The organism is Nocardia barduliensis (genome assembly GCF_013315795.1).
GTDB lineage: Bacteria > Actinomycetota > Actinomycetes > Mycobacteriales > Mycobacteriaceae > Nocardia > Nocardia barduliensis.
The window spans coordinates 1-24,844 of record NZ_JABLTE010000091.1; the positions used below are offsets into that span (position 1 = coordinate 1).

The window sequence follows — 24,844 nt, forward strand, 5'->3', positions numbered from 1 at the left end:
CCCATCAGCCGCCCGGCTACCCGGCACAGCATCGCTCGAACACCGGTCTCATCGTGACGATCGTCCTGGTGGTCGTGGCGCTGCTGGTCGGGATCGGCATCGTCGTCGCGAAGGTCGGCTTCTCGGATTCCGCCTCTCCGCTCGACCTCGGCACGAAGACGCCCGCAGGGCCGTCCGACGCGGACAAGCTCGCCAAAGCATTCCCGAGCCTGATCCCGCAAGGCGTCGATACCAAATACGGCGTCGGCTCGGGCCCGGGGTATCGCGGCAAGACCTGCTTCCTCGGTACCGCCAAGCCCGGCAGCAAGGTGTCCAGTGGCAACGGCGTCCCCGACTTCCCGAACTGGACCACGGCCTGGAACTGCTGGGGCACGCCGATCGCCGAGCCCGACTACGTTCTCATCGGCTTCAAATCGCCCCAGGACGCCCAGGCCGCGGTGCGCGACCTGCCGTCCAATACCTCGGGGTCCGAACGCAACAGCGGCAAGTCCTATTCGACCTACCGGTGGCAGGAGAGCGGCGGCGGATTGCCGGACGGCTTCCTCGTCGTGGACTTCGACGATCCGGCCCGGTCGAGCTACCTGCTGTTCGCCACGGTGACGCTCACCGACAGCAACCCCAGCTCCGGATTCGGCATCACCACGGCGAAATTCAAGGGCTGGTTCGCCGACCTGCCGCTGTGAACCCGACGGCTCAGTCGACCGCGAGCGCCTCCACGATGGGCATCCGAGCCGCGCGCAACGCGGGCGGAATCGACCCGAGCAGCGCCAGCGCCAGCGCGATCGTGCCGTAGACCAGCAGCATCGGGCTCGGCTGGTAGGCCACGTCGATGGTCAGCGCCTGCCCGATGGCGACCGTGGCCAGATACTGCACCGACGCGCCGAGCGCCAAACCGAGCACCGCGCCGACTATGCCGATCCCCGCGGCTTCGGCCAGTACCGACCGCATCAGGAACCGGCGCCCGGTGCCCATGGCCCGCAACACGCCGAGTTCCCTGCGGCGCTCCAGCACCGAGAGCATCAGCGTGTTGAGCAACGCGACCGTGGCGACCAGCACCACGATCCACAGGATGGCATTGCTCATCGCCATGCCCTGCCGAATGCTCGACGACGCGGCCACCACCGTGTCCGTGCCGGTGTCGACGTTCAACTCCGGCGGCACCACCTGCCGGATCGCCGCGAGCACCGCCGCGCGATCGGCGCCGGGCTCGAAGTCGACGGCGATGACCGTCTCCCCGGGCCGCTGGTACCAGGTGCGCATCAGCTCCAGGTCCATCATGACCACGCCCGCGATGGCGGAGAAGTACGGGATCACTTGCAGCACCCGCACCGTGCGCGGTCCGGTGGGCGTGGGCAAGGTCAGCTCCGCGCCGGCGCCGACGCCGAGCGAGCGCGCCACGTCCCGGGAGATCGCCACGCCCTCACCGGCCGACAGCCGGGCGACCGAATCGTCGGTGAGCATGCGCATGCGGGTCTCGCGGGCATCGGGCGGAAACCCTTGCAGCATCACGCGACTGCTGCCCAGCGTGGCGAAGGCCATCTGCGCCGGGCTGAGATGCGCGACGCCGGGCACCGCCGCGAGCTTGCCCGCCAGGTCCGCGGGCAACAGCGGCCCGGTCGGGAACTGGGCCATCGAAGCCGGACTGACGTAGACGTCGTTGCGGGCCAGATCCGTGAAAGTGACCGTGGCCGAGTCGATCATGTTGCTCGAGGCGCCACTCATGCCGACGGTGGCGCCGACACCGATCATCACCGTCATCGCCGTCGCCCACACTCGTCGCGGCGAGCGCTCCAGTGTGGTCGCGCCCAGCGCGCCGGGAGCACGGAACCAGCGCGCGATACCGGCCGCGACCCGCACGATGGGACCGGTGGCGGCGAAGCAGAGCAGGATCGCGGCGATGAACGACATCGAGATGGCGGTCAGCGAGTAGCGGCCCAGATCGCTGCTCGCGATCAGCACAGCGGCCCCGGCCAGCCCGCCACCGGCCACGACAGCCAGCCACCGCAGCAGCGGACTCGCCGTATCGGTCCGTCCGGCCCCCACCGGAGCCAGCGCCTCGATCGGCTGGACCCTGTACACCTGACGCGCGGCGAGGGACGCCGCGAGCACACTGGTGAACACGCACGCCACGACCGCGAACGGGATCACGTACCAGGGCACCGAGTACTCGGTGCGCGCCTCCACCGACTGCACGATCGCGGTGGGCAGCGTGCCGATCGCGACACTGCCCATGAACACCCCCAGCACCGCGCCGACCGCGCCGCCCAGCACACCGAGCAGCGCGGCCTCGGCCAGCAGGTCGCGCACCATCGGGCCGCGTTTGCCGCCGATCGCGCGCAACAGCGAGAGCATCGGCCTGCGCTGGGCGATCGCCATGCTCATCGCGTTGTAGATGAGGAACGCCGAGACGATCAGCGCGGCGGCCGAGGCCATGGTGGTGGAGTAGCGCACGATCTGCACCGCGCCGCCCGCCTGGGCGGTGCGCAGGCTCGGCTCGGCCACCACCGCGCGGCCGTCCACCGCCGCGGTGAGCGCCGTGCGCAGCTGAGCGAGGTCGGCGCCCTCGGCGGGAACCACCTGCACGGAATCCAGCCGTCCTACCCGATCGGTGATCTTCTGCGCGAGCCCGAGCGGGGCGGCGATGAGGTGACCGTCGTTGAGTTTCCGGGAAGTCTCCTCGTCGAGGACGCCCGCGACCGTCACCGTCGTACTGCCCAGCGTGAACTGCTCGCCCTCGGCGCGGCCGAGCCCCGTGCCCACCAATACCCCGTTGGGCACCGAGAGCAGTTTCCCCGTGAAAGCGCTCATCGGCGCGGTCAATTCACTGCCGAGCGCGCCGATATTCGCGTCGGCGCCGATCAGCAGCGCGCGATCGGCACCGCTGCCGACCTGCACCCGCAGCATCGGCACCGCCACCGCGACACCGGGCGCGGTCGCGATCCGGCGCAGCAGTTGCTGGTCGAAGCCTGCGTCGGTGATCCCGCTGACCTCCAGTTGCGCCTTGCCGCCGAGGCCGCGGGTCAGCTTGTCCACCGAGCCGGTGACCGAACCGGAGATACTCAGCACCGCGACCAGCAGCGACGCCGAAACGCCCATCACGACCAGCGACATCAGGGTGCGTCCGCGATGGGCGAGCAGCTCGCCGATATTGAACAGCCGCAGGCGATCCCACGCGGCGCCGATCATGCGGTGTCCTCCCTCGCCTGCGTGGTGACGCTGCGCTGCCGCCTCCGGGCCTGACCGCTCACGCGGTGTCCGTATCTCGCGTGAGCGGGGCCCTGCGTGGTGACGCTGCGCTGCCGCCTCCGGGCCTGACCGCTCACGCGGTGTCCGTATCTCGCGTGAGCGGGGCCCTGCGTGGTGACGCTGCGCTGCCGCCTCCGGGCCTGACCGCTCACGCGTTGACCGTCCGCTCGACCTTGTCGTTGGACCCGATCCGCCCGTCGCGCAGGGTGATCACGCGGTCGCAGTAGGTGACCGCGCCCATATCGTGGGTCACCATCACCACCGAACTGCCGGAACCGGCGATCTCCCCGAGCAGTTCGAGGATGGCGGCGCCGGTCTTGGAGTCGAGGTTTCCGGTGGGCTCGTCGGCCAGGATCAGGGGCGGGTCCATGATCAGCGCCCTGGCCACCGCCACCCGCTGCATCTGCCCGCCGGACAGTTCGGCGGGGCGGTGTTCGGCCCGGTCGGCGAGCCCGACCCGGTCGAGCAATTCCAGGGCGCGCGGCTTCGCCTTGCGCAAACCCGTGCCGTCCAGCAGCTTCGGGATCGCCACGTTCTCCCAGGCCGAGAGCGTGGGCAGCAGGTTGAAGAACTGGAACACGAAACCGACCTGGTGGCGCCGGAATGCCGACTGCTGTTCCTCGTCCAGCTCGCCGATCTCCTCGCCGCGGAACCGGATCGAGCCCGCGTCGGGACTGTCGAGTGCGCCGAGCAGATGCAGCAGCGTGCTCTTGCCGGACCCGGAGGGCCCGATGATGGAGGTGAATTCCCCGGTCTCGATACGCAACCCGACGTCGTCGAGCGCGCGGACGGCTTGGCCGCCCACCCGATACTCCTTCGTCACGCCCGATAGTTCCAGCATCGCCGGTTCCGGCATGGTCGTCCCCCGCTCCGTACGGTCGATCAAAGTTCTTAGTTCCTCGTCGCGCGTTACCGCGCCATGGCCTCCGACGCGAGTTTGCGGCGACGATACTGTGCGTCGAGCACCGCGCGCAGCACCGGCTGTTGGGCCGCCAGTTCGAGATAGGCCTCCATCGCCGTCAGCCCTTGGTCGAGTTTCGCGGCGAAATGGAGGTTCCACCGGTAGCGCAGCGCGAGCAGTAGCCCGTCCGCGCCACCGAACAGCCGATCCAGCTCGGGGAACCCCTCGAACAGGTCGGGATCGGCCGGGTCGAGCGCCGCGCGGGTGAGCACGGTGTGCACGATGTCGGTTCGAGCGTGCTGATCCGTCCAGGACATGGCCATCGCCTTCCTCTGTGAACTATCGCCAACGCTACGGACGCGACCGCGTTGTTGTCGTCGTGCCAGGGACCCGAATGCGTCTCCGCCCACGGTAGGAGGCGCGGACCGTTCGCGGGACGATGTACCGGCCCGGATCCGGCGGCTAGCCTTACAGAATGGGTTCGACCGGCGTATCCGAAGCACCGCCAGGTACCCCTCGCACCGGCCGCGTGCGGGCTTCGATGCGGCGCATCCGGGAGCGGTGCGCGGAGTTCGGGCGCGATCCGGTCGCGGCGTTCCGGCGCAGCGTCGAGGAGTTGCCCTACGACTACCCGCCCTCGATCATCGTCAGCGTCGATGTCGCGGTGCTGGCCGTCGCGGTCGCGGCGGCGGTGCAGCGGCACAGCTACTTCCCGACCCTGCTCCCGGTCATCGCGGTGCTGTTGACCTGCGCTTTCGGTCCGCTGCACGCGCTGCTGGGCGTGCTGCCGCGCCCGCTGCTGCTCGGTGTGCTCGCCATGGCGGCCGAGGCGCTGTTCCTCGCCCAGCCGGTCGCGGCCGATTTCGCGCCGTTCGTGCTGGTGGCCGCCGCCGGGGAGATCGCGGCGATCGCACCGAAACGGGTGAGCATCCCGGTCACCGTCGCGATGATGCTGCAGCTGGTCGCCTTCGACGCGATCGGGCACGTGCCGGAGGGACTGCCCACCTACCTGGTCGGCATCGCGTTCGGCTGGATGGCCGGACTGATGCTGCAATATCAGCGTCGCTTCCTCTACCAGGAACGCGGCTACCAGGACATTCGCGCGGCGCAGGCCGCTGACGAGGAGCGCCACCGGATCGCTCGCGAAGTGCACGACGTGATCGCGCACTCGCTGAGCGTCACGCTGCTGCACCTCACCGCCGCCAGGCACGCGCTGGAGACCGACCGCGACGTGGACGAGGCCGTGGAAGCCCTGACCGACGCCGAACGGCTCGGCAGGCAGGCGATGGCCGACATCCGCCGCACCGTCGGCCTGCTCGACGCGCGGCCCTGGAAGCAGGTCCCGGAACCGGGCGTGGAGGACATCGAGGACCTGGTCGACGATTTCGTGCGGGCCGGTCTGGACGTGCGCTACGACCGCGACGGCGATCTGGGCGCGGTGTCACCCGCGGTCGGGCTCGCGCTGTATCGGATCGGTCAGGAGTCGCTGGCGAACGTCGTCAAGCACGCGCACGGCGCGTCCGCGCGCGTCCGGCTCGCGGTGGACGCGACGCTGGTGACATTGACGGTGGACAACACCGTGCCCGCCGGGCTGCCCGCGCAGCGCGGCGCGGGCATGGGGCTTTCCGGGATGCGCCAGCGCGCCGAACTGCTCGGCGGCCGGATGACCGCGGGCCCGTCCGATCGCGGCTGGTCGGTGCGCGCCGGTATCCCGCTCGCGCCCGGCCGCGGCGGATTGTCGTGTCCGGTGCTGCCCGGCGCCGCGACGACCGGACGGGAGGGCGCGTGAGCGAGCGTCGGCCAGTGAACAGACGGCACCGCGTCGTCGGAACGAGGGAACCGAGCGCCCGGCAGGATGGAATCGTGAGCGAGTGGCGTCGAGTGAACCGAGGGCCCGGCGTGTCCGCGCGCGGGACGGCGCCGGGCCTGAGCGAGGCGCGGTCGTGAGCATGACCTCGCCCGCGAGTGGCGAAGACGCGGTGACCGTGCTGGTGGTGGACGACCAGGAACTCGTGCGCGGCGGTCTGCGGCGCATCCTGCGCAGGCGCGACGGATTCGTGGTCACCGAGTGCGCGGACGGCGACGAGGTGCCCGCCGCCGTCGCGGAGTCCCGGCCCGATGTGGTGCTGATGGATCTGCGGATGAAACGGGTGGGCGGCATCGACGCGACCAGGATGCTGCGGGCGCGCGACGGCGCCCCGCCGGTGCTCGTGCTCACCACCTTCGACGACGACCAGCTGCTGTCGGGGGCGCTGCGCGCGGGAGCCGCCGGATTCATCCTGAAGGACTCGCCCGCCGAGGACCTCATCCGCGCGGTGCGGATGGTCGCGGGCGGCGGAGCGTGGCTGGATCCCTCGGTGACCGGGCGCGTGCTGTCGGCCTATCGCACGGTGCGCCCGGCTCGCACGGCCACCGACGTCCGCCTGTCGGACTTGACCGCGCGGGAGTACGAAGTGCTCGAATTGATCGGGCGCGGCCGGGTGAACGCAGAAATCGCGCGCGAGCTCGGCATCTCCGAAGTGACCGTGAAAAGCCATGTGGGACATATATTCGGGAAGCTCGAGCTGCGGGATCGAGCCGCGGCGATCGTGTTCGCGTTTGACCACGGGGTGGTGACACCCGGAGAATCCACTCTTTGACGGGCGGTTTCCTCGCGTACCGGGTGATCCCGGTGCGCGTCCCCTGCCCGGGATGCGGAGGGAGGACGGGTGCAGGAACCTGGGCCGAGAACCGGAACGCGGTTCGGGCCGTACGAACTGCGGTCGTTGCTGGGCAAAGGGGGAATGGGGGAGGTATACGAGGCATACGACACGGTCAAGAACCGTGAGGTCGCGGTCAAACTGCTGTCGGAAGAACTCGCCAAAGACCCGACATACCAACTGCGTTTCCGCCGCGAGTCGCAGGCCGCCGCCCGGCTGGCCGAACCGCACGTCATCCCGATCCACGACTGGGGCGTGATCGACGGTGTGCTGTTCATCGACATGCGGCTGGTCCGTGGCGCCGACCTGCGCACCCTGCTGCGCGGCCAGGGCCCGTTGAGTCCCGCTCGCGCGGTCGGCATCATCGAGCAGATCGCCTCGGCCCTGGACGCCGCGCATGCGAGCAACTTGGTGCACCGCGACGTGAAACCGGCGAACATCCTGGTCACCGACGCGGATTTCGCGTATCTCGCCGATTTCGGGATCGCGCACACCGAGGGCGACAGCGCGGTGACCCTGGTCGGCATGGCCGTCGGCTCCTACATCTACATGGCGCCGGAGCGCTTCGACGTCGGGCCGGTGACCGGCCGCGCCGACGTCTACTCGCTGGCCTGTGTGCTGCACGAATGCCTGACCGGAGCGACACCGTTCCCCTCGGCGAGCATGAACGTGCTGATCAAGTCGCATCTGTCCGACCCGCCGCCGCGGCCGAGCACACAGGTCGGCGGCATCCCGGCCGCGCTGGACGAGGTGATCAGTCGCGGCATGGCCAAGGATCCGGCCGACCGCTTTCCGACCGCGACCGCGCTGGCCGGGGCCGCCCGCGCCGCGCTCGCCACGGCGCAGGCCACCGGCCCCACGATTGTGGTGCGCGCGCCCGACCGGGCGCAGCGTTCCGGTGAGCAGGCGTCGGCCGCGCCCGAATCGACGGGTGAGCTGCCTGCGGTGATCCATCCGAGCGCGCCGACGGTGGTCCGGCCCACGGAGACCCAGTTCACGCCGCTCCCGTCGGCAGACGCTCCTGTGCCGCAGAACGTTCCACGAGCGCCGTACCCGCCGGAGGTGGAATTGCCTCCGATGCGTCCGTTCCCGGACGCGCACCTGTACCCGGAGACCCAGGCGTACCTGGAGACGGCAGGATATCCGCAGGAACCGGACTTTCCGGCGCCGGCCACACAGGTGTATCCGCAAGAACCGGACTATCCGGCGCCAGCCACACAGGTGTATCCGCAGGGCTATGCCGATTCAGCGCAGACGTACCCGAGGCAGCCGGTGGACTCGGCGCGGACCGGCGCCGACGCCACCCCGATCCCCGCGGAACCGACTATCGTCCAGGCGTATTCCGAGCTGCCGCCGCAGTCGTACCCGCAGCTCCAGGATCAACACTTCGACGAAACACAGCGGCACCCAGGAGTGCAGAACTATCCGGAATACGCCGATCCCGGACAGTCATTCGGTGTGGGCGCCCCGCACGGTAGCTCCGGCTATCTTCCCGCGCCGGACTCGGCTCCCACGGAGTATCTGGCACCGGTCAGGGAGGACGGCCACGCGGCCGGCGCCGTCTATCCGCCGCGAGGCGACTACCCCGCGCACATCGGCGACCTGGTGGGCCGCGAGGATCCGGAGTACGGCTACGACGATTACGACGATTACGACGAGCCCGCCTACTCCGCATCGCGTCCTGGCCGATCCATAGCGTTGCCCATCATGGTGGCCGTCTTCGCCATCGTCGCGCTGACCGTCGGTGGCGCTGTCGCGTGGCAGTCGTTCGGCTCCGGCGACAATGTCGAGCCGACCTCGGCCGCCGCGCACTCCGAAGCCCCCGCGCCGACCGCGCGGCCCGGTACCCAAGCGCCGACCAGCGCGTCGCCGTCCGCCAGGTCCACCTCGGCCAAGGCGACGCCGGTCACGCTGCCCGGCGGCGCGAAGCCGTGCGGGCAGGGCCAGGCGAGCTCCGGGGCGTTCACCCAGTCGGCGACGGGGACGGTGGTGACCAGTTGCGCGTTCGCCGAAGAGGTGCGCAGGGCCTACGTCGCGCTCGGCACGTCGCAGAACAGCGCCCGTGACGCGCCACGCACCGTCGTCGCGACCAGCCCGGTCACCGGCCGGACCTACACGATGGATTGCCGGCCCGAAGGACAGTTCATCACGTGCAGTGGCGGTGAGAACGCCGTCGTGTACGTCTACTGACAGTTTATCGGGGGCGGGACGCGGCCGGTCGTCGCCGGTCCCGTGGCGCCGCTACGGCACGGCCGGGCTTCCGCCCGGGACCACCGGCAGCCCCGCCGCCTGCCAGGCCCGGAAGCCGCCGACGAGGTCGGTCACCTGCCGCAGCCCGAGCCGGAGTCCGTCGGCGGCCGCGAGGCTGGAGGCGTAGCCCTCGTTGCACACGATCACCACCGGAGTGTCCGGGGTGAGGCCCGGTAACCGGTGTTCACCGTTCGGATCGAGGCGCCACTCCAGCACGATCCGTTCGACCACCACGGCACCGGGGATCTCGCCCTCGGCGCTCCGGTTGGCGTGCGGCCGGATGTCCACGATCAGCGCGCCCCGCGACTGCAAGGCGGCGGCTTCCTCCGGCGCGACCCGTTCCAGCTGTGCTCTGGCCCGCGTGACCATTTCCTCGGCGCCGGTACTCATCGTTCACCCACTTCGCTCACTGACGTCCCTGCGAAATCCGTCAGCGTACGGTATTCGCCGGACCGGTCGCCGTGCGGTCTACGCGAGCGCGGGCATGGGCGGGGATTCGGGAAAGACGACCGGCAGCGACACCAGGGCGCGATGGAAGGGGCCGGGTCGCCAGTGCAGCTCGTGCGGGGCGACCGCGAGCTGGATCTCGGGCAGGGCATCGAGTAGCTGGTCGATGGCGTCCTGCGCGATCAGATAGGCCATCGATCGCGCGGGGCAGGCATGCGGTCCGGCTCCCCAAGCGAGATGCGCGCGATTGTCGGTGTATTCGCCGGTGTGGATCGCCGGGTCGTTGTTGCACGCCGCCATGCTGATCACGACCGGCTGATGCGCGGGCAGCCACACGTCATCGATGAGGATCGGCTGCTTCGGGTAGCTGAAGCAGTAATTGGCCCCTGGTGGATCGTTGAACAGCACCTCGTCCAGGGCGTCCCGGGTCGAGAGGCTGCCGCCGAAGACACCGCTGGCGAATCGGCGGTCGGTGAGCATCAACCGCAAGGTGTTGGCGATCAGGTTCTGCTGCGGTTCGATTCCCGCGCCGTAGAGCGTGACCAGCTGGTGGATCATTTCCATGTCGTTCAGGCCCGCGGGGTGGCGCAACAGCCGGGAGGTGATGTCGTCGCCGGGGTCCTTGCGCTTCATCTGCACCAGGTCGAACAGTGCGTCGGCGAGCATTGCGTTGCCCTTCTCGGCGTTGACGCCTTCGAAGATCGCGGCCATGCCGATCGCGACCTGCTGGCCGATCTCCGGTGGGCAGCCGAGCACCGAGTTGAGCACCGCGAAGGTGAGCGGGAACGCGTACTGGCTGATCAGATCCGCCGCGCCGTCCTGGCAGAAGGCGTTGATCAACGGCCCGGCGATCTGTTCGGTGATCGTGTGCAGCACGTGCAAATCGACCGCGCCGATGGCCGCGACATTCACCTGCCGGTAACGCTGGTGCTCGAATCCGGTGTTGCGCAGCGCGTTCGGCCGCCACTCCATCATCGGCAGGATCGGGCACTCACCGGGAACGCTCTGCTGCCAGACCCGTGGGTCCGCCGGAAAATGCACCGGGTCGTTCAGGATTCGCAGTGCTGTGTAATAGCCGATCACCAACGTAGCCGGAACGTTCGGCGCCAGCTCGATCGGTACGAGCGAACCGTATCGGCGGCGCATCTCTCGGTAGGCCCTATGCGGGTCGGCGGCGAAGGCCTCGGTATACAGCGCGACCCGGGGCCCCTCGTTGTCGATGGGCGAACTGTGTTGGACGGGGCAGTCTTTCGGGGTGGCCGAGGTGTTCTGCGGGGACTGTGGCATGGACAAGCGCGTGACTCCAGAAGCAGACTCTTCGACGCGGTCGGCGCGTGCTGGCACGCGGGTCGGCTCCACGCCGGTCAGGTGCGTGTTTCGCGAACTGTCCCGGGATAGTAAGCAGTTCGCACCCGGCCGTGGGGTCGTTTGCGCGGACCGATCCGCGAATCCAGAGCTATCCGCCGTAGCGCCATTTCCGCGACCGGTGACCGGCGAGCGGCCACCGGCGCTCGGGCGACGCTGGCTGATGACGTGATGATCGGGCGCTCGGCCCGGCTCACTCGCCGAGTTCTGCGGCATACCGTTCGGAGAGCATGGCGACCCGGTCCTCCGGCCACGGGCAGCGGATATCTCCCTGGGTGGCGGCGAAGAAGAGTTCCAGGTGAACGTGCCAGGCGGCCAGCAGGTCCGGCCGCAGCCGCGCCAGGCGCGACGGCACGCGCTGGGTGAGTTCGACCCGCACGCCGAGGTCGGGGTCGGCATCGAAGAACCAGCGCACCGTGCCTGCGACGGCACCGTCGTGCCGCCACCGGTACTCCAGCGTCCGTGGCGGGTCGACCTCGACGAGTTCGCCTGCCTCGACGTGCTGATTCGTCGACCGGGCCGGAGGCAGGGCGCCCACGGACGGCGTCTGCTCCTCGACGAGCAGCGACCACAGCGTTTCCAGTGGCTGCCACACCAGGTCGCGGGTGAACCGCAGCAGGTAGCCGTCGGCGACCTCGTCGCAGGATCCGACGTCGAGTCCGAATTCGGCGATGTAGCGCTCGATGTCGGCCGGCCGGGGCCTGTCCGGTTCGCTGTGGGTGCCGTCGAGCGCGGCGGCGAGTACCGACAGGCAGCCGTCCCAGCCGGTCGCGGACCTGGCCGCGCCGAGCCGTGCGAGCGGTCCGCCGCCGAGGACGTGGGTGAAGATCAGCAGTGTCCCGGCTCCGTCGGCCACGAGTTCGAAGCGCAGCACGTCCTGATTCCAGCGGAACATGTAGACCTTGGGTGGGTCGACCTCGAGCACCTCACCCGCGGAGACGCTGTCGACCGTCTCGGGCGCCTCGGCGAAGGTGAACCGCATCGCCGCGCCGGGCCGCAGTGCGGTGCTGACCGTTGCCGGGAACCAGGCGGCCATCTCGCTCGGATCGCTGATCGCGCGCCAGACCTTCTCCGGTGGATGCGCCAGCCTGCGTTCGAAACGAAGGGTGGGGGCGCCGTCGATGGTGTGCAGCTGTGCTCGGGGATCGCTCATGATCGTCCTTTCTCGTCGGGCATGGTGTCGAGGTGGCGTTCCAGGGCGTCGAGGCTCGACTCCCACATCCGCCGGTACGGCGCGAGCCATGCCTCGATCTCGGCCAGCGGTTCCGGTCGCAACCGGTACCAGCGGCGCTGCGCGTCGTGTCGCACGTCGACCAGGCCCGCGCCGCGCAGGACTTTCAGGTGCTTGGACACCGTGGGCTGGGCCAACCGCAGGTGCGTGACCAAATCGCCGACCAGCCGCTCCCGCTCGCGCAGGAGGTCGAGGATCTCCCGGCGGCGAGGCTCGGCCAGTGCCTCGAACGTTGATGCCATATCGGAAATATAGCTTGAGTGGAATATAAGAGCCAGTGCTCGGGCGTGCCAGGGATCGGTAGGCAACTCGGCGACCGCCTATCGACTCGGTCGTCCCAGTCCTCGGGATCGAGGAGTGGAGGCCGGGGTCCGAGCAGTGGTCACTTTGCCGAGCCGAGTACGTCACGTCGTGAAGCCCGCCGAACGTGGTCGCCGAAAGTCGGAGCGGAAAGGTCGTCGCCTCGGTACCCGATAAACGCTGCGGTGATACCTCAATGCTATTGAGCGTGACCGGCGTGCGGCGATCTGTTTCGCACTGCCCGTGGCGGGCAGGGATTTTGGTGAACTGGGGCGTAATCAAAACATCTAGTACGTTCTCCGGGATAACGAGAAGCAGTTCTCGGGTGAGGTCGGCGGCGAACAGCGTCGCCGGTACCGATCCCGGCCGCTCGGCGACATCGGGCGGGTAGGTGGAGGTGTCCATGCTTGTTGACCACGCCGTCGTCACCTGGCGGGGCCACAAGGATCAGCCGGCCTCCGGCCGCGTCATCGCCGTCGCGCTGGGCGGTCGGCGAGGCGGGCGGGTGCGCCGGGATGCCACGCCGACCTCGCAAGCCGGCCGAGTTCGCGAAAAGAAATGTGTCGAAAATGCTTACTGATCGATTCCGCAAAGCCCGAAACGCTCTCGGCTGCGCGGCGCTCGTCGTCTCCCTGGTCGCCGGATGCGGAAACAATCGCGTGGAAGATCCGGCATCGAGCGAACCCACCATCACCGAGGCCGCGTCGCGCACCGACCAGAAGGGCTTGTCCCTCATCCTGCCGGGCACCTTGGCCGCGAGCTACGCCGAGCTCGCGGCAGGCGTGCGCGGGAAGCTCGGGATGGCCATCATGCCGGTCGGCGGCGAGCAGGTGGTCACCTTCGGTGAATGGACCAGCGGGCCGGCCTGGTCGACGATGAAGGTCCCGCTGACCATCGCCGCGCTGCGGCGCAATCCCGGTGGCTCGAATTTCGCCGCGTCGGCGGCGATCACGCAGTCCGACAACGCGGCGGCCGACGTGCTGTGGCAGTCGCTGGGCACCGCGCAGGAGGCGGCCCAGGCCGTGCAGGCGGTGCTGCGCGAAGGCGGCGACAACAAGACCGTCGTGCCCGCCACCCGCGCCCGTTCCGAGCATTCGGCCTTCGGGCAGGCCGAGTGGTCGCTGACCGATCAGGTGCGGTTCGCCTCGCGCCTGCCCTGCCTGCCCCAGGCCGAGCGCGTGACCTCGTTGATGGAACAGGTTGTCGTCAGCCAGCGCTGGGGCCTCGGCGAGTTCAGCGGCGCCGAATTCAAGGGCGGGTGGGGCCCGGACGCCTCGGGCGCCTACCTGGTGCGGCAGTTCGGGATCATCGACATCCCCACCGGGAAGATCGCCATCGCGATCGCGGTGCAGCCCGAGTCGGGCACGTTCAGCGACGGCATGAACGTCCTGGACAAGCTCGCCACGGTCGTCTCCGAGCATCTCGACGAGCTGTCCGGGGGGCGCTGCGCCGCCGCATGAGCCCGTCCGGCCAGGTGAGTGTTACGTACCGTTCACGGGGTCGGGGCTGCCCAGAACGGACATGAGGGGCAAGATAGCGGCCATGCGCATCGGAGTTCTGACCGGAGGCGGAGACTGCCCAGGACTGAACGCGGTCATCCGTGCCGTCGTTCGCACCGCGAACGGCCGCTACGGAGACGCGATCGTCGGCTTCGAGGACGGCTGGCGCGGTCTATTGGAGGACCGGAAGATCCAGATCAGGAACGACGACCGCACCGACCGCATCCTCACCAAAGGCGGCACCATTCTCGGTACCGCCCGCACCAACCCCGACGTGCTGCGCGCGGGCCTGGGCCGGATCAAGCAGACCCTGGACGACAACGGCATCGAGGCGCTCATCCCGATCGGCGGCGAGGGCACGCTCACCGCCGCGAGCTGGCTGTCCGACGAGGGCGTCCCGGTGGTCGGCGTCCCGAAGACCATCGACAACGACATCGACTGCACCGACGTCACTTTCGGCCACGACACCGCGCTGAGCATCGCCACCGAGGCGATCGACCGGCTGCACACCACCGCCGAGTCGCACCAGCGCGTCATGCTCATCGAGGTGATGGGCAGGCACGCGGGCTGGATCGCGGTCAGCGCCGGCATGGCGGCAGGCGCGCACCTGACCCTGGTGCCGGAGGTCCCGTTCGAGGTGGACGAGGTGTGCGCCATGATCAAGCGGCGCTTCCAGCGCGGCGACAAGCACTTCATCTGCGTCGTCGCCGAGGGCTCGCATCCGGCGCCGGATTCCGGATTCACCTTGCGCGAGGGCGGTATCGACGAGTTCGGCCACGAGCGTTTCACCGGCGTGGCCCAGCAGCTCGGGGTGGAGATCGAACGGCGCATCGGCAAGGAGGTCCGCACCACCGTGCTCGGTCACGTGCAGCGCGGCGGCAGCCCCACACCGTACGACCGGGTGCTGGCCACCCGCTTCGGCCTGCACGCGGCGGAGGCGGTGCACGCGGGCAAGTTCGGTCAGATGGTCGCGCTGCACGGGACTTCCATCGACCTGGTGCCCCTGTCGGAAGCCACCAAACAGCTCAAGCGGGTGCCCGCGGATCGCTATCGCGAAGTCGAGGCGTTCTTCGGGTAGCCGCTCGGCGCGAAGCGTCTCGCCCGAGGCGTATAGCTTCAGATAGCATTCAAAGCTATATTGGCCTTATGTCCAGGACTATCAGCCAAGCCGAGCTGCGCAACGGAAGTGCAGGCGTGATGGATGCTCTGGAAGCCGGGGAAGACTTCATCATCACCCGCAATGGTCGGCCTGTGGGCGAGCTGCGCCCCTTGGCGTCGGCACGCGAGATCACCACCGCCGAGCTGAGGCGACGGCTCGCCCGCTTCGCGCGGGCGGGTTCCAGCGCCGAGGAACGTGCCCAGGTGGACGCGGTCTTCGGGGAAGACCGCGTCGATGACGAGTGAGCGATTGCAGTCGGGCCTGCTGGATACGTGCGTGTTGATCGATCTCGATGAGATCTCCGACGATCGGCTTCCGGCTATACCGAAGGTCAGCACCGTGACACTCGCCGAACTCGGGCTGGGGGTTGCCGCAGCGCCCGATCCTACCGTTCGGTTGTTCCGCACCGAACGGCTGCAAGAGTTCGAAAGCGCCTTCGAGGCGTTGCCTTTCACCGCCGAGGCCGCCCGCCGTTTCACATTGATGGCGGGCTTGCTCGCGGTCGGCGGACGAAGTCCGAAGCCTCGCAAATTCGATCTGATGATCGGCGCGATCGCGTCGATACACGGCTTGCCGTTGTTCACCCGAAACCCCAAAGATTTTCACGGGCTGGAACAGGTACTGACTGTAATTCCTGTGTGACCCGCATCGGCGAGCGTTTCATCACGACGGCCCGTCACATGCGATGCCAACCCGCTGGCTCCGGCTCCGCGGGCCTCGGCTCAGCGATCGGTACGCTGACAGCATGCGCAGTGGGCGACTGATCGCGTTGGCTCTGTTCGTCATCGCCGCGTTGGTGGCCGGGTGTGCGGAGTCGAATCCGCCCGAGCCGACCACGGGCGATTGGCACGGCGCCATCGAGGTCCCCGGGCAGCCCCTGCAAGTCGGAGTGAGTTTCCGTGACGACGGCACCGCCACCATCGACATTCCCTTGCAAGGTGTGACGGGTGCGCAACTGAAAGACGTCAGCTCCGATCGCGAGGCCGTGTCGTTCGCGATCCCCGACATCCCGGGCGACCCCGTGTTCCGCGGCAGGTACGAGTCCGGAACCGACCGGATCACCGGCGATTTCACGCAGGCGGGCCAGAGCTTCCGGCTGGCGCTGAGCCGAGGCAAGGTCGAACCGCCCGCCCGCCCGCAGGAGCCGAAACCGCCGTTCCCGTACAAGACCGAGGACGTCACCTATCGCAACGGCGACATCACCCTCGCGGGCACGCTGACCGAACCGCAGGGGCCGGGACCGTTCCCCGCCATCCTCATGATCACCGGAAGCGGCCCCCAGGACCGCAACGAGGAACTGATGGGCCACAAACCCTTCCTCTTGCTGGCCGACACCTTCACCCGCGCGGGCTACGCCGTGCTGCGCACCGACGACCGCGGCGTCGGCGGCACCAGCGGCAAGCTGGACGACGCGAACTACGCCGACCTGACCGAGGACGCCGTCGCGGGCGTCCGCTTCCTGCGCGCCCGCCCGGACATCGACCCGGCCCGGGTCGGGCTCTTCGGGCACAGTGAAGGCGGCTACCTCGCGCCGCTGGTGGCCGCGCGCCCGGACAGCGGCGTCGCGTTCGCCGTCCTGATGGCCGGACCCGGCGTCCCCGGCTCGGACGTGCTCGTCGAACAGACCGGCTTGATCGCCGCCGCCAACGGCGTCCCGCCCGACCAGGTGGACGCCCGGGTGCGCGACACCGCCGAACTGGCCGCCCTGCTGAAAGCGGGTGACCTGGCGGGCGCGAGGCAACTGGCCGTCCGGCAGAACCAGGCCCTGCCCGCCGACCAGCGCGTGCCCGACGACCAGGCGGCCGCGCAGATCACGCCGTATCTGGCCGCGCTGGTCGCCTACGACCCCGCGCCCGCCCTCGCCGCCCTGCGCGTTCCCGTGCTCGCGTTCTTCGGCGCGAAGGATCTCCAGGTGCCTCCGGCGCAGAGCGAGCAGCCGATGCGCGAGCACCTCGCCGCCGGTCCCGACGCGACCGTCCACGTCTTCCCCGGCCTCAACCACCTGATGCAGCCCTCCGAGACCGGCCGTCCCAGCGAGTACAGCACCATCGAGACGACTGTCGCTCCCGAGGTGCTCGACTACGTCACCGGCTGGCTGCGGCAGCGGGTCCCGGCGAAGTGACGCCGCGCGCACGACGCGAGAGCCGCTGCGCTGCGGCGGGAGCGCTTACCTAAACTGATGGCCATGAGCGCACCCACGGTCGACCTGATGGATTACTCGGATGTCATCGCTCGGTTCGAGCCGGTGCTCGGCATGGAGGTCCACGTCGAGCTGAACACCGCGACGAAGATGTTCTGCGGTTGCCCGACCGAGTTCGGCGCCGAGCCGAACACCCAGGTGTGCCCGGTGTGCCTCGGTCTGCCGGGTTCGCTCCCGGTGGTCAACCAGAAGGCCGTGGAGTCCGCGATCCGGATCGGCCTGGCGCTGAACTGCTCGATCACGCCGTGGGGCCGGTTCGCGCGCAAGAACTACTTCTATCCCGACCAGCCGAAGAACTACCAGATCAGCCAGTACGACGAGCCGATCGCCACGAACGGGCACCTGGACGTGCTGCTCGACGACGGCAGCACCTTCCGGGTGGACATCGAGCGCGCGCACATGGAGGAGGACACCGGCAAGTCGGTGCACATCGGCGGCGCGACCGGCCGCATCCACGGCGCGAGCCACTCCCTGCTGGACTACAACCGCGCGGGCGTGCCGCTGATCGAGATCGTCACCAAGCCGATCACCGGCGCGGGGGAGCGGGCCCCGGAGGTGGCGCGGGCCTACGTGACGGCGCTGCGGGATCTGCTGAAGTCACTCGGGGTTTCCGACGTGAAGATGGAGCAGGGTTCGCTGCGCTGTGACGCGAACGTCTCGCTGATGCCCGTCGGCGCAACCGAATTCGGCACCCGTACGGAGACCAAGAACGTCAACTCGCTGCGCAGCGTCGAGGTCGCGGTGCGCTACGAGATGCGCAGGCAGGCGGCGGTGCTCGCGAGCGGCGGCACGATCGTGCAGGAGACCAGGCATTTCCACGAGGCCGACGGCACCACCTCGCCCGGCCGTCGCAAGGAGACCGCCGAGGACTACCGCTACTTTCCCGAGCCGGACCTCGAGCCCGTCGCGCCCGACGCGGAGTGGGTCGAGCAGTTGCGCGCCACCATCCCCGAGTACCCGTGGTTGCGCCGTGCGCGCATCCAGTCCGACTGGGGCCTGTCCGACGAGGTGATGCGCGACTTGGTCAACGCGGGCGCGCTGGACCTGATCATCGCCACCGTCGACGCGGGCGCCCCGGCCAACGAGGCGCGCTCCTGGTGGGTCGCCTACCTGACCGAGAAGGCCAAGGAGCGCGAGGTCGCGCTGGAGGACCTGCCGATCACCCCGGCCCAGGTCGCCGAGGTGATCAAGCTGGTCGACGCGAAGACGATCAACAACAAGGTGGCCAAGCAGGTCGTCGACCACGTGCTGGCGGGGGAGGGCGATCCGGCGCAGATCGTCGAGGCCAAGGGGCTCGGCATGGTCAGCGACGACAGCGCCCTGCAATCCGAGGTGGAGAAGGCCCTGGCCGCCAACCCCGACATCGCAGACAAGATCCGCTCCGGCAAGGTGCAGGCGGCGGGCAAGATCGTCGGCGACGTCATGAAGGCCACCCGCGGCCAGGCCGACGCGGCCCGGGTCCGCGAACTCGTCCTCGCCGCCTGTAGCTAGGGGTATCGCCCCGGCGCTTCACCGGGGCCGATCGACCGCGACGGAACTGTAGTGCGTGGCCGGAGTCGGCGGCGTGCCGAAGCGGGCGTTCGGCAGGTACAGGTGTTCCCCGAACGCGGCGACCGTCGTCGGCACGTCGAAGCGCGGGTCGGTCACGCGCCGCACGACCGTGCCCGTCCGGCCCGCGGAATCGAGCTGCACCACGGCGATCGCGTTGGACCGGTTCTGGACGACGAACAGTCTGCTGCCGCGGAGGAGCAGTCCGTCACCGTTGGGCAGTGCCGCGCCGAGATCGATCTGCCGTGTCGCGCCCGTCGCCGGGTCGACGCGGAACAGCAGGCCCGTCACCGACTGGACGACGATCAACCCGGCGCCGTCGGGCGTGCGCACGATCCCGTTGGCGTTGATTGCTCCGGGCTGGTAGCGGATGTCGCCGGTCAGCGGACGTCGCACCACCGCCGTGGGCGGCGGCAGCGCGCCGTCCTCGCCCACGGGCAGGTGATACAGCACGGGTGACCACGAGTCGGTGAACCACGCGCCCGTCGGCGTGAGCGCCACGTCGTTGACGAACGTGTCCGGCGGTGTGCCGAGGCGGTAGCTCGCCGCTACCGCGCCCGTACGGGTGTCCACTATGCGGGCGTCGCCGCCGGTGCCGCCTGCCACGAACAGCCGACCGTGCTGGTCGAGTTGGAGCCCGAGCGCCTGCGTCCCTGTCCCGGGGCTCACGATGTCGCCCCGGCCGGTCAGCAGGCTGGCGCGGTAGATGGAGCCGTCGGCCCGGGAGCCGAAATAGGCCACCGGCGTCGATCCGATCGCGATACCTTCGGGCTGGAACCCGGCGGGTAGGTCGAACGTGGCCGGGAGAACCGGACGCGGTGGCCGATCGGCGGGTACCAGCGCGGTGGCGCCGACACAGGCGAGCGCGACCGAGATACCGAGAGCTCGCTTCATCCCGCACTCAGTAACCGACGGTGAAATGCTCGCTCTCGCCGGGATTCTCGAGTTCGTCGAGGACCGCCACGGCGAGGTCTTCGGCGGAGATCCGGGACGCGCCGTCGGCGCTGGTGACGAGGGTGGTGGTGCCGCGTCGATAGATTCCGGTGCGCCGTCCGGGTTCGAGGACGGCGGGCGGGCTGAGGTAGACCCAGTCGGCCGCGTGCGCTCGGCAGGTCTCCCATTGCGCCACGCTGGCCGCGGCGATGGGTCGGATCGCTTCCGGCACGTACTCCGGACTGTCGAGCACGAGCCGGTCCGGGCGTCCTGGGTTGCGCAGCGGGGCGGCCCCGCCGACGACGAGAATGCGCGTCCGGGTGGTGGCGGCCGCGTCCAGCAGGGCCGCCGTAGTCGCCGTGACGGTGTGTTCCTGACCGAGGGCGGGACGGGTCGCGGCCACGATCGCGTCGGCGCCGTGGAACAGTCCGCTCATCTGGCCGGGGTCGTTCGCGTCGCCCTCGACAGCGGTCACTCCCGGCGGCAGGGTGGCGGGCCGCTGTCTCCGGAATACCGCGACGAGCTCATGGCCTCGGCTCGCGGCTTCGCTGACGACGCGTGAGCCGACCATGCCGGTGGCTCCGACGACGGCGATCTTCATCGAGGTGTCCTTTCGAGTGGGGGTGTCGAAGCAACGGGCGTACGGGTGGGGGCGGGCAACTGTCCCGCGACGATCGCGGCGAGCGCGAGCGCGAACCCGGCGAGTTGGATCGGCCCGAGGGTCTGGCCGAGCAGAACCGCGCCGAGAACCGCAGCGACCAGCGGCGAGAGCAGGACGAGAACCGCGACCGAAGTGACAGGCAAAGTACCGATGCCGCGGAACCACACGACATAGGCGAGCAGACCGCCGATCAGGCCCAGCCAGAGGTAACCGAGGACAGCGGGCGGGTCGATCGCCGGAGGCGGCCCCTCGACGAGGAACGTGACGGGCAGCAGGAACAACCCGCCCGCGGTGAGTTGCCAGCCCGCGAAAGCGGTGGGTCCCGCCGCGGCGGGCCGTCCCCACCGTTTGGTCAGCGTCAAGCCGAGCGCCATCGAGGCCGCGGCGCCCAGGCCCGCCATGATCCCGGCGAGGTCGAATGCCGCATTCGGTCCGATCACCACCAAGCCGACCCCGGCGACGCCTATCGCGCCCCAGGCAAGACGCCAAGCGGAAGGGCTTTCGTACAGGATCACCACGGCCAAGACGGCGACGGCGAGTGGCTGGGCCGCCGCCAAGGTCGCGGCGACGCCGCCGGGTAGGTGTTCGGCGGCGAGGAACAGCAGAGGGAAGGGCAGCCCGATGTTGAGCACGCCCAGCATCGCGGCTTTCCCCCACCAGGCGCCACGCGGCAGCGTCCGCGTGATCGCCAGCGCGATCAGGCCCGCGGGCAACGCGCGCAGCAGCCCGGCGAACAGTGGGTGTCCCGGGGGGAGAAGCTCGGTGGTGACGACATAAGTCGTGCCCCATGACGCGGGAGCGAGCGCCGTCAGGACGGCGCGAGGCAGATTCCCCCCGGAGGCGCTCGCGCCACCGGAAACCATCTGTGCTGCTGGGCTTTTCACCCACGCAGTCTCACCCGGTAGAGATCAATGAGTCCAACACATGTTTGTCACTCGATCAATCTCGATACACGATTGATCCATGGAGCTCCAGCAGATGCGCTACGTCCTCGCCGTCGCCGAGACGAACAGCTTCACCCGGGCCGCCGAACGGTGCCTGGTCGTGCAGTCCGCGCTCAGCCACCAGATCGCCCGCCTGGAGCGCGAACTGGGCGCGCGACTGTTCGAGCGCACCAGCCGCCGGGTGCGCCTGACGCCTGCCGGAGCGGCGTTCCTCCCGGCCGCCCGCCAGTGCCTGGACGCCGCCGAGCGCGCGGCCGCCGAGGTCGCCGCGGCCGTCGGCGAGGTACGCGGACGGCTCGCCGTCGGCCTGATTCCCACCGTCGCCGCGGTCGACATCCCGGAGGCACTGCGTGAGTTCCGCGGGCGATACCCGCACGTGCGCATCAGCCTGCGGGTGGGGGCGAGCGAAGAACTCGTCGAGAAGGTCGAGCACGGAGCCCTCGACGTGGCCTTTCTCGGATTGCCCACCACGGCCGGTCCCCGCGGTGTCGCCGCCCACGCACTCGCCCGCGACCGGCTCGTCGCCGTGGTCGCGCCGGACCATCCGCTCGCCGGCGAGCCGACCGTCGACCTTCGCAGGCTTTCTTCGGAGGTTTTCGTCGACCTCCCGGCCGGGACAGCCGGACGCCTGCAATCCGACCAGGCATTCGCCGCCGCCGGGCTCGACCGGGACGTCGCCTTCGAAGTGACCAGCGCGGACTACATCGCTCGACTCGTCAGACCCGGCCTCGCCGTCGCCATGCTCCCCTCCGCCTACGTCCCGCAACTCGAGGGAGTGGTCACCCTCGAGGTCACCGACGCACCGGCCCGCGTCGAATACGTCGTCTGGAGCCGCAGCCGCCCACCCGCCGCCACCGCCTTCCTCGCCATTCTGGGCATCACCCCCGAGGACCGGGACAAAGCCTGAAACATCTCGGATCCTCCCGAGCCGGTCACAATTTGCCGCAGTGCAGCAGTGCAGCAGTGCAGCAGTGCCGCAGTGCCGCAGTGCCCGACGCTGCAACGCCGTCGCGCCGCAACGCTGTGGCACCGCAGTGCCGTCGCGCCGGAAGGCCGCAGTGGGGCAACGTCGCAACGCCGTCGTGCCGCAGTGCCATAGGGTCGGAACGCCGCAGTGCGGAAACGCCGAAACGCCGCAGTGCCGCGACGTCGCAACGCCGGCGTGCCGCAGTGCTGTCGGGCCGTAGGGTCGGAACGCCGCAGTGCGGAAACGCCGAAACGCCGCAGTGCCGCAACGTCACCGGCCACGGCAGAGCAGAGGTCCGCGGTTACGACTTCACTCGACCACACCGGCCCGACTCCCGTTTTCGAGCGAAGCGAGACCGAGCACGCGCCGTTCGCGGCCCGGTTCGCGGCCGAAAACTCAGTCCGGTCCGCCGCCTCCGGCCTGTGGCGGCGGGATGCGGACGACGCGGTCGTCGAACGGCCCCGGCTGGCCGTCGGTCTTGTTCACCGTGGTCACCCAGATCGTGCCGTCGGCGCCGACCGCGGCGCCGCCGAGCTGTCCGTACTTGTCCTGGGCCACCAGGGTCGGCGCCGCGGTGACCGCGTGGGTGTTCGGGTCGGCGGCGGCGATGGCGAGGGCTTTCGCGCGGGTCAGCGAGATCGCGACGCCGTCGGTCGCGGCGGCGCAGCCCGCGACGCCGGGGCGGTCCGGCCAGGTCCACATGGTGGTGACCACGCCGTCCCCGCCGAGCCGTTGCAACCGGTCCTCGGCGGCGGTGCGGTCGGTGATCCAGATGCTGTCTTTGCTGTCCCGGCACACGTCTCCGGCGGTGCCGATGCCCGTGACGGCGATCTCGGGTGCGGGCGTGCGGCCGGGTACCGGTGAGTTCACGCGCAGCAGTTTGCCCGCGAGCGAGCCGGCCGAGGCCGCCGCGCCGGGGTTGCCCGCATCGCCGGTCAGCACCAGCATCTGGTCGGACGAGACGAAGTCGATCGCGCCGTGGTTGCCGGTGGCGCCCTTCGGGATTCCGGTGAGCACGTCCTTCGGGGCGCCGCCGTCGGCGATGCGGACCACCCGGTTGTCGCTGGGGGTGGTGATGTAGGCGTACATCAGGCCGTCCTCGCGGTAGGTCGGCGACAGTGCGATGTCGCTGAGACCGCCGTCGCCGGAGCCGTCCACGTCCAGCCGGGCGATCTCGACCGGCGGCTGCTCCGGGACCACCTTCAGGATGCGCCCGGTGCGGCGCTCGGCGACCAGCGCGCCGTCGGGGAGCGTGACCAGGCCGCCGGTGGTGTCCAGGCAGGTGGCCACCACCGCCGGGTCCGGATCGATGCACGGACCGCTCGGCCGGGTGGTCGAGGTGGGCGGCTGGCTCGGTTTCTTCGGGTCGATGTTGGCTCCGCGCAGGGTCGGTTCCGGGGTGAACGGACTGGACGCCGAATCGTCGAACCGGGCGCAGCCGACCAGCAGGACGGAGCCGAGCGCCAAGCTCGCCGCGACGCGGCCCACGACAACCAAACTCATAGCCCAGACGTTACGGAAATTCCGTCGCCCGCGCCCCCTCCGGGTGGGTGTTGCGCGCACACTGACACGCCGTACCGTACTTGCCCGCCGTGCCGCGGCGCGGCATAGGGTGTTGACCGTGACCGACAAGCCGAAAGAAGCGGCCGAATCCAAGGCCGGGAACTCCGCTCCCCCCACGGCCGAGCAGTCGGCGGTTTCGTCCACCGGTCGAGGCGTGACCAGCCCGTACGACTCGCCCACCGAGCAGTTCGCGCGAGTGGATCCGGCCCAGCGGCCGCAGCTGTCCAAGGACGTCCCGCGCACCGAGGACGAACTCGGGCTCGACCCGGAGGTTCCGTCCACCGCCGACCGCAAGGCCGGGGGCGAGGCGCCCACCTACGAGTACGCCAGCATCCCGCCCGCTCCGGCCCCGCCGAACGACACCGGCCGCCTGCGCCGCCGCGCCGGCGAAACCCGCCGGGGCACGCTCGATCTCGGCTTGTTGCTGTTGCGCTTGGTCGTCGGCGGCACCTTCCTCTACCACGGCTTGCAGAAGCTCACCGGCTGGTTCCACGGCCCCGGCCTGGACGGCACCCGCGACATGATGCAGCGCGGCGGCTGGGATCACCCCACCGTGTCCGCCATGCTGCTCACCGCGGGCGAGGTCGGCGGCGGCGCGCTGCTGATCCTCGGGCTGGCCACTCCGCTGGCCGCGGGCGCGTTTCTCGCGGTGATCCTGGACGCCTGGGCTTGGAAGCAGGGCATGGCTCCCGGGTTCCAGTACAAGGCCGGGCCGGGAGCGGTGGAACTGGAGAGCATCCTCGCCGGCGTCGCCGCCGTCATCATCCTGACCGGCCCGGGTCGGCTGTCCTTCGACCGCAACCGAGGCTGGGCCGTTCGTCCTGCCGCGGGCTCCTTCGTCGTCCTGCTCCTCGCCGTAGCGGCCGCGGTCGGCGCCTACTGGTACCTGCACGGCGGCAACCCGCTCACCGGCATCGGCCCCTTCGACTGA

At 69.8% G+C, this 24,844-nt stretch carries 22 protein-coding genes and 1 pseudogene; 12 read left to right on the forward strand and 11 right to left on the reverse strand.

Features of this window, described 5'->3' with window-relative positions; genetic code table 11:
* A pseudogene (locus HOV91_RS29525) lies at positions 1 to 683 on the forward strand (hypothetical protein); the annotation flags it as partial.
* A 10-nt stretch (positions 684 to 693) separates the two neighbouring features.
* On the opposite strand, the gene HOV91_RS29530 reads toward HOV91_RS29525, so the two are convergent.
* From HOV91_RS29530 to HOV91_RS29540, 3 genes are all read right to left on the reverse strand, one after another.
* Positions 694 to 3,186, reverse strand: coding sequence for an FtsX-like permease family protein (locus HOV91_RS29530; protein WP_174188590.1), 2,493 nt, complete (start codon positions 3,184 to 3,186; stop codon positions 694 to 696).
* 208 nt (positions 3,187 to 3,394) lie between these two features.
* Positions 3,395 to 4,102, reverse strand: a complete 708-nt coding sequence (locus tag HOV91_RS29535) for an ABC transporter ATP-binding protein (RefSeq protein WP_174188610.1) — start codon at positions 4,100 to 4,102, stop codon at positions 3,395 to 3,397.
* Between the two features lie 53 nt (positions 4,103 to 4,155).
* Positions 4,156 to 4,464 (reverse strand): hypothetical protein, encoded by a 309-nt coding sequence (locus tag HOV91_RS29540; protein ID WP_174188591.1) that lies wholly within the window; start codon positions 4,462 to 4,464, stop codon positions 4,156 to 4,158.
* 158 nt (positions 4,465 to 4,622) lie between these two features.
* On the opposite strand from HOV91_RS29540, the gene HOV91_RS29545 reads away from it, so the two are divergent.
* The 3 genes from HOV91_RS29545 to HOV91_RS41285 all read left to right on the forward strand — a co-directional run bounded on the left by HOV91_RS29545 (position 4,623) and on the right by HOV91_RS41285 (position 9,036).
* The gene (locus HOV91_RS29545; protein WP_174188592.1) at positions 4,623 to 5,936 is read left to right on the forward strand and encodes a sensor histidine kinase; all 1,314 of its coding nucleotides are present in this window, start codon (positions 4,623 to 4,625) and stop codon (positions 5,934 to 5,936) included.
* Positions 5,937 to 6,096: 160 nt separating this feature from the next.
* Positions 6,097 to 6,786: a response regulator gene (locus HOV91_RS29550; RefSeq protein ID WP_174188611.1), complete on the forward strand. Its 690-nt coding sequence runs from the start codon at positions 6,097 to 6,099 to the stop codon at positions 6,784 to 6,786.
* 69 nt (positions 6,787 to 6,855) lie between these two features.
* A complete protein-coding gene (locus HOV91_RS41285; RefSeq protein ID WP_438822703.1) occupies positions 6,856 to 9,036 on the forward strand; it encodes a serine/threonine-protein kinase in 2,181 nt (726 codons plus the stop codon).
* A gap of 51 nt (positions 9,037 to 9,087) precedes the next feature.
* Here HOV91_RS41285 and HOV91_RS29560 read toward each other — a convergent pair whose 3' ends face one another.
* From HOV91_RS29560 to HOV91_RS29575, 4 genes are all read right to left on the reverse strand, one after another.
* Positions 9,088 to 9,486, reverse strand: a complete 399-nt coding sequence (locus tag HOV91_RS29560; protein ID WP_174188593.1) for a rhodanese-like domain-containing protein — start codon at positions 9,484 to 9,486, stop codon at positions 9,088 to 9,090.
* 78 nt (positions 9,487 to 9,564) lie between these two features.
* The gene (locus HOV91_RS29565) at positions 9,565 to 10,830 is read right to left on the reverse strand and encodes a cytochrome P450 (RefSeq protein WP_174188612.1); all 1,266 of its coding nucleotides are present in this window, start codon (positions 10,828 to 10,830) and stop codon (positions 9,565 to 9,567) included.
* 271 nt (positions 10,831 to 11,101) lie between these two features.
* A complete protein-coding gene (locus HOV91_RS29570; RefSeq protein ID WP_174188594.1) occupies positions 11,102 to 12,061 on the reverse strand; it encodes an SRPBCC family protein in 960 nt (319 codons plus the stop codon).
* Positions 12,058 to 12,381, reverse strand: coding sequence for an ArsR/SmtB family transcription factor (locus tag HOV91_RS29575; protein WP_174188595.1), 324 nt, complete (start codon positions 12,379 to 12,381; stop codon positions 12,058 to 12,060). The genes HOV91_RS29570 and HOV91_RS29575 overlap by 4 nt, the downstream gene beginning before the upstream one ends.
* 627 nt (positions 12,382 to 13,008) lie before the next feature.
* Between HOV91_RS29575 and HOV91_RS29580 the strand changes: the two genes are divergently transcribed.
* From HOV91_RS29580 to gatB, 6 genes are all read left to right on the forward strand, one after another.
* A complete protein-coding gene (locus tag HOV91_RS29580) occupies positions 13,009 to 13,899 on the forward strand; it encodes a serine hydrolase (RefSeq protein WP_174188596.1) in 891 nt (296 codons plus the stop codon).
* Between the two features lie 82 nt (positions 13,900 to 13,981).
* Entirely contained in the window at positions 13,982 to 15,016 is a 1,035-nt protein-coding gene (locus tag HOV91_RS29585) for an ATP-dependent 6-phosphofructokinase (protein ID WP_174188597.1), read from the forward strand.
* Positions 15,017 to 15,084: 68 nt separating this feature from the next.
* Positions 15,085 to 15,342 (forward strand): type II toxin-antitoxin system Phd/YefM family antitoxin, encoded by a 258-nt coding sequence (locus HOV91_RS29590; protein ID WP_174188598.1) that lies wholly within the window; start codon positions 15,085 to 15,087, stop codon positions 15,340 to 15,342.
* Entirely contained in the window at positions 15,332 to 15,739 is a 408-nt protein-coding gene (locus HOV91_RS29595) for a type II toxin-antitoxin system VapC family toxin (protein WP_174188599.1), read from the forward strand. The genes HOV91_RS29590 and HOV91_RS29595 overlap by 11 nt, the downstream gene beginning before the upstream one ends.
* Positions 15,740 to 15,842: 103 nt before the next feature.
* On the forward strand, positions 15,843 to 17,219 hold the full coding sequence (locus HOV91_RS29600; RefSeq protein WP_174188600.1) for an alpha/beta hydrolase family protein: 1,377 nt from the start codon (positions 15,843 to 15,845) through the stop codon (positions 17,217 to 17,219).
* Between the two features lie 63 nt (positions 17,220 to 17,282).
* Positions 17,283 to 18,788, forward strand: coding sequence for an Asp-tRNA(Asn)/Glu-tRNA(Gln) amidotransferase subunit GatB (gene gatB, locus HOV91_RS29605; protein ID WP_174188601.1), 1,506 nt, complete (start codon positions 17,283 to 17,285; stop codon positions 18,786 to 18,788).
* An 18-nt stretch (positions 18,789 to 18,806) separates the two neighbouring features.
* Here gatB and HOV91_RS29610 read toward each other — a convergent pair whose 3' ends face one another.
* The 3 genes from HOV91_RS29610 to HOV91_RS29620 are packed head-to-tail and all read right to left on the reverse strand — an operon-like array spanning position 18,807 to position 21,323.
* Positions 18,807 to 19,739, reverse strand: a complete 933-nt coding sequence (locus HOV91_RS29610; protein ID WP_174188602.1) for an SMP-30/gluconolactonase/LRE family protein — start codon at positions 19,737 to 19,739, stop codon at positions 18,807 to 18,809.
* A gap of 7 nt (positions 19,740 to 19,746) precedes the next feature.
* Positions 19,747 to 20,379, reverse strand: a complete 633-nt coding sequence (locus HOV91_RS29615) for an NAD(P)-dependent oxidoreductase (RefSeq protein ID WP_174188603.1) — start codon at positions 20,377 to 20,379, stop codon at positions 19,747 to 19,749.
* Positions 20,376 to 21,323 (reverse strand): EamA family transporter, encoded by a 948-nt coding sequence (locus HOV91_RS29620; protein ID WP_312884809.1) that lies wholly within the window; start codon positions 21,321 to 21,323, stop codon positions 20,376 to 20,378. Before HOV91_RS29620 ends, HOV91_RS29615 begins: the two co-directional genes overlap by 4 nt.
* A 79-nt stretch (positions 21,324 to 21,402) precedes the next feature.
* Here HOV91_RS29620 and HOV91_RS29625 point away from each other — a divergent pair, with 79 nt between their 5' ends.
* Complete coding sequence (locus HOV91_RS29625) at positions 21,403 to 22,290, forward strand: LysR family transcriptional regulator (RefSeq protein WP_174188604.1); 888 nt, start codon at positions 21,403 to 21,405, stop codon at positions 22,288 to 22,290.
* Positions 22,291 to 22,746: 456 nt separating this feature from the next.
* Here the strand turns inward: HOV91_RS29625 and HOV91_RS29630 are convergent, their stop codons facing one another.
* Positions 22,747 to 23,853 (reverse strand): PQQ-dependent sugar dehydrogenase, encoded by a 1,107-nt coding sequence (locus HOV91_RS29630; protein ID WP_174188605.1) that lies wholly within the window; start codon positions 23,851 to 23,853, stop codon positions 22,747 to 22,749.
* Between the two features lie 118 nt (positions 23,854 to 23,971).
* On the opposite strand from HOV91_RS29630, the gene HOV91_RS29635 reads away from it, so the two are divergent.
* Positions 23,972 to 24,844 (forward strand): DoxX family protein, encoded by an 873-nt coding sequence (locus HOV91_RS29635; protein WP_174188606.1) that lies wholly within the window; start codon positions 23,972 to 23,974, stop codon positions 24,842 to 24,844.

Bases quoted from the DNA above. Each gene is read 5' to 3' on its own strand.
- HOV91_RS29530 (WP_174188590.1), bottom strand. From the start codon at position 3,186: ATGATCGGCGCCGCGTGGGATCGCCTGCGGCTGTTCAATATCGGCGAG.
- HOV91_RS29535 (WP_174188610.1), bottom strand. From the start codon at position 4,102: ATGCCGGAACCGGCGATGCTGGAACTATCGGGCGTGACGAAGGAGTAT.
- HOV91_RS29540 (WP_174188591.1), bottom strand. From the start codon at position 4,464: ATGTCCTGGACGGATCAGCACGCTCGAACCGACATCGTGCACACCGTG.
- HOV91_RS29545 (WP_174188592.1), top strand. From the start codon at position 4,623: ATGGGTTCGACCGGCGTATCCGAAGCACCGCCAGGTACCCCTCGCACC.
- HOV91_RS29550 (WP_174188611.1), top strand. From the start codon at position 6,097: ATGACCTCGCCCGCGAGTGGCGAAGACGCGGTGACCGTGCTGGTGGTG.
- HOV91_RS29560 (WP_174188593.1), bottom strand. From the start codon at position 9,486: ATGAGTACCGGCGCCGAGGAAATGGTCACGCGGGCCAGAGCACAGCTG.
- HOV91_RS29565 (WP_174188612.1), bottom strand. From the start codon at position 10,830: ATGCCACAGTCCCCGCAGAACACCTCGGCCACCCCGAAAGACTGCCCC.
- HOV91_RS29570 (WP_174188594.1), bottom strand. From the start codon at position 12,061: ATGAGCGATCCCCGAGCACAGCTGCACACCATCGACGGCGCCCCCACC.
- HOV91_RS29575 (WP_174188595.1), bottom strand. From the start codon at position 12,381: ATGGCATCAACGTTCGAGGCACTGGCCGAGCCTCGCCGCCGGGAGATC.
- HOV91_RS29580 (WP_174188596.1), top strand. From the start codon at position 13,009: ATGCTTACTGATCGATTCCGCAAAGCCCGAAACGCTCTCGGCTGCGCG.
- HOV91_RS29585 (WP_174188597.1), top strand. From the start codon at position 13,982: ATGCGCATCGGAGTTCTGACCGGAGGCGGAGACTGCCCAGGACTGAAC.
- HOV91_RS29590 (WP_174188598.1), top strand. From the start codon at position 15,085: ATGTCCAGGACTATCAGCCAAGCCGAGCTGCGCAACGGAAGTGCAGGC.
- HOV91_RS29595 (WP_174188599.1), top strand. From the start codon at position 15,332: ATGACGAGTGAGCGATTGCAGTCGGGCCTGCTGGATACGTGCGTGTTG.
- HOV91_RS29600 (WP_174188600.1), top strand. From the start codon at position 15,843: ATGCGCAGTGGGCGACTGATCGCGTTGGCTCTGTTCGTCATCGCCGCG.
- gatB (WP_174188601.1), top strand. From the start codon at position 17,283: ATGAGCGCACCCACGGTCGACCTGATGGATTACTCGGATGTCATCGCT.
- HOV91_RS29610 (WP_174188602.1), bottom strand. From the start codon at position 19,739: ATGAAGCGAGCTCTCGGTATCTCGGTCGCGCTCGCCTGTGTCGGCGCC.
- HOV91_RS29615 (WP_174188603.1), bottom strand. From the start codon at position 20,379: ATGAAGATCGCCGTCGTCGGAGCCACCGGCATGGTCGGCTCACGCGTC.
- HOV91_RS29625 (WP_174188604.1), top strand. From the start codon at position 21,403: ATGGAGCTCCAGCAGATGCGCTACGTCCTCGCCGTCGCCGAGACGAAC.
- HOV91_RS29630 (WP_174188605.1), bottom strand. From the start codon at position 23,853: ATGAGTTTGGTTGTCGTGGGCCGCGTCGCGGCGAGCTTGGCGCTCGGC.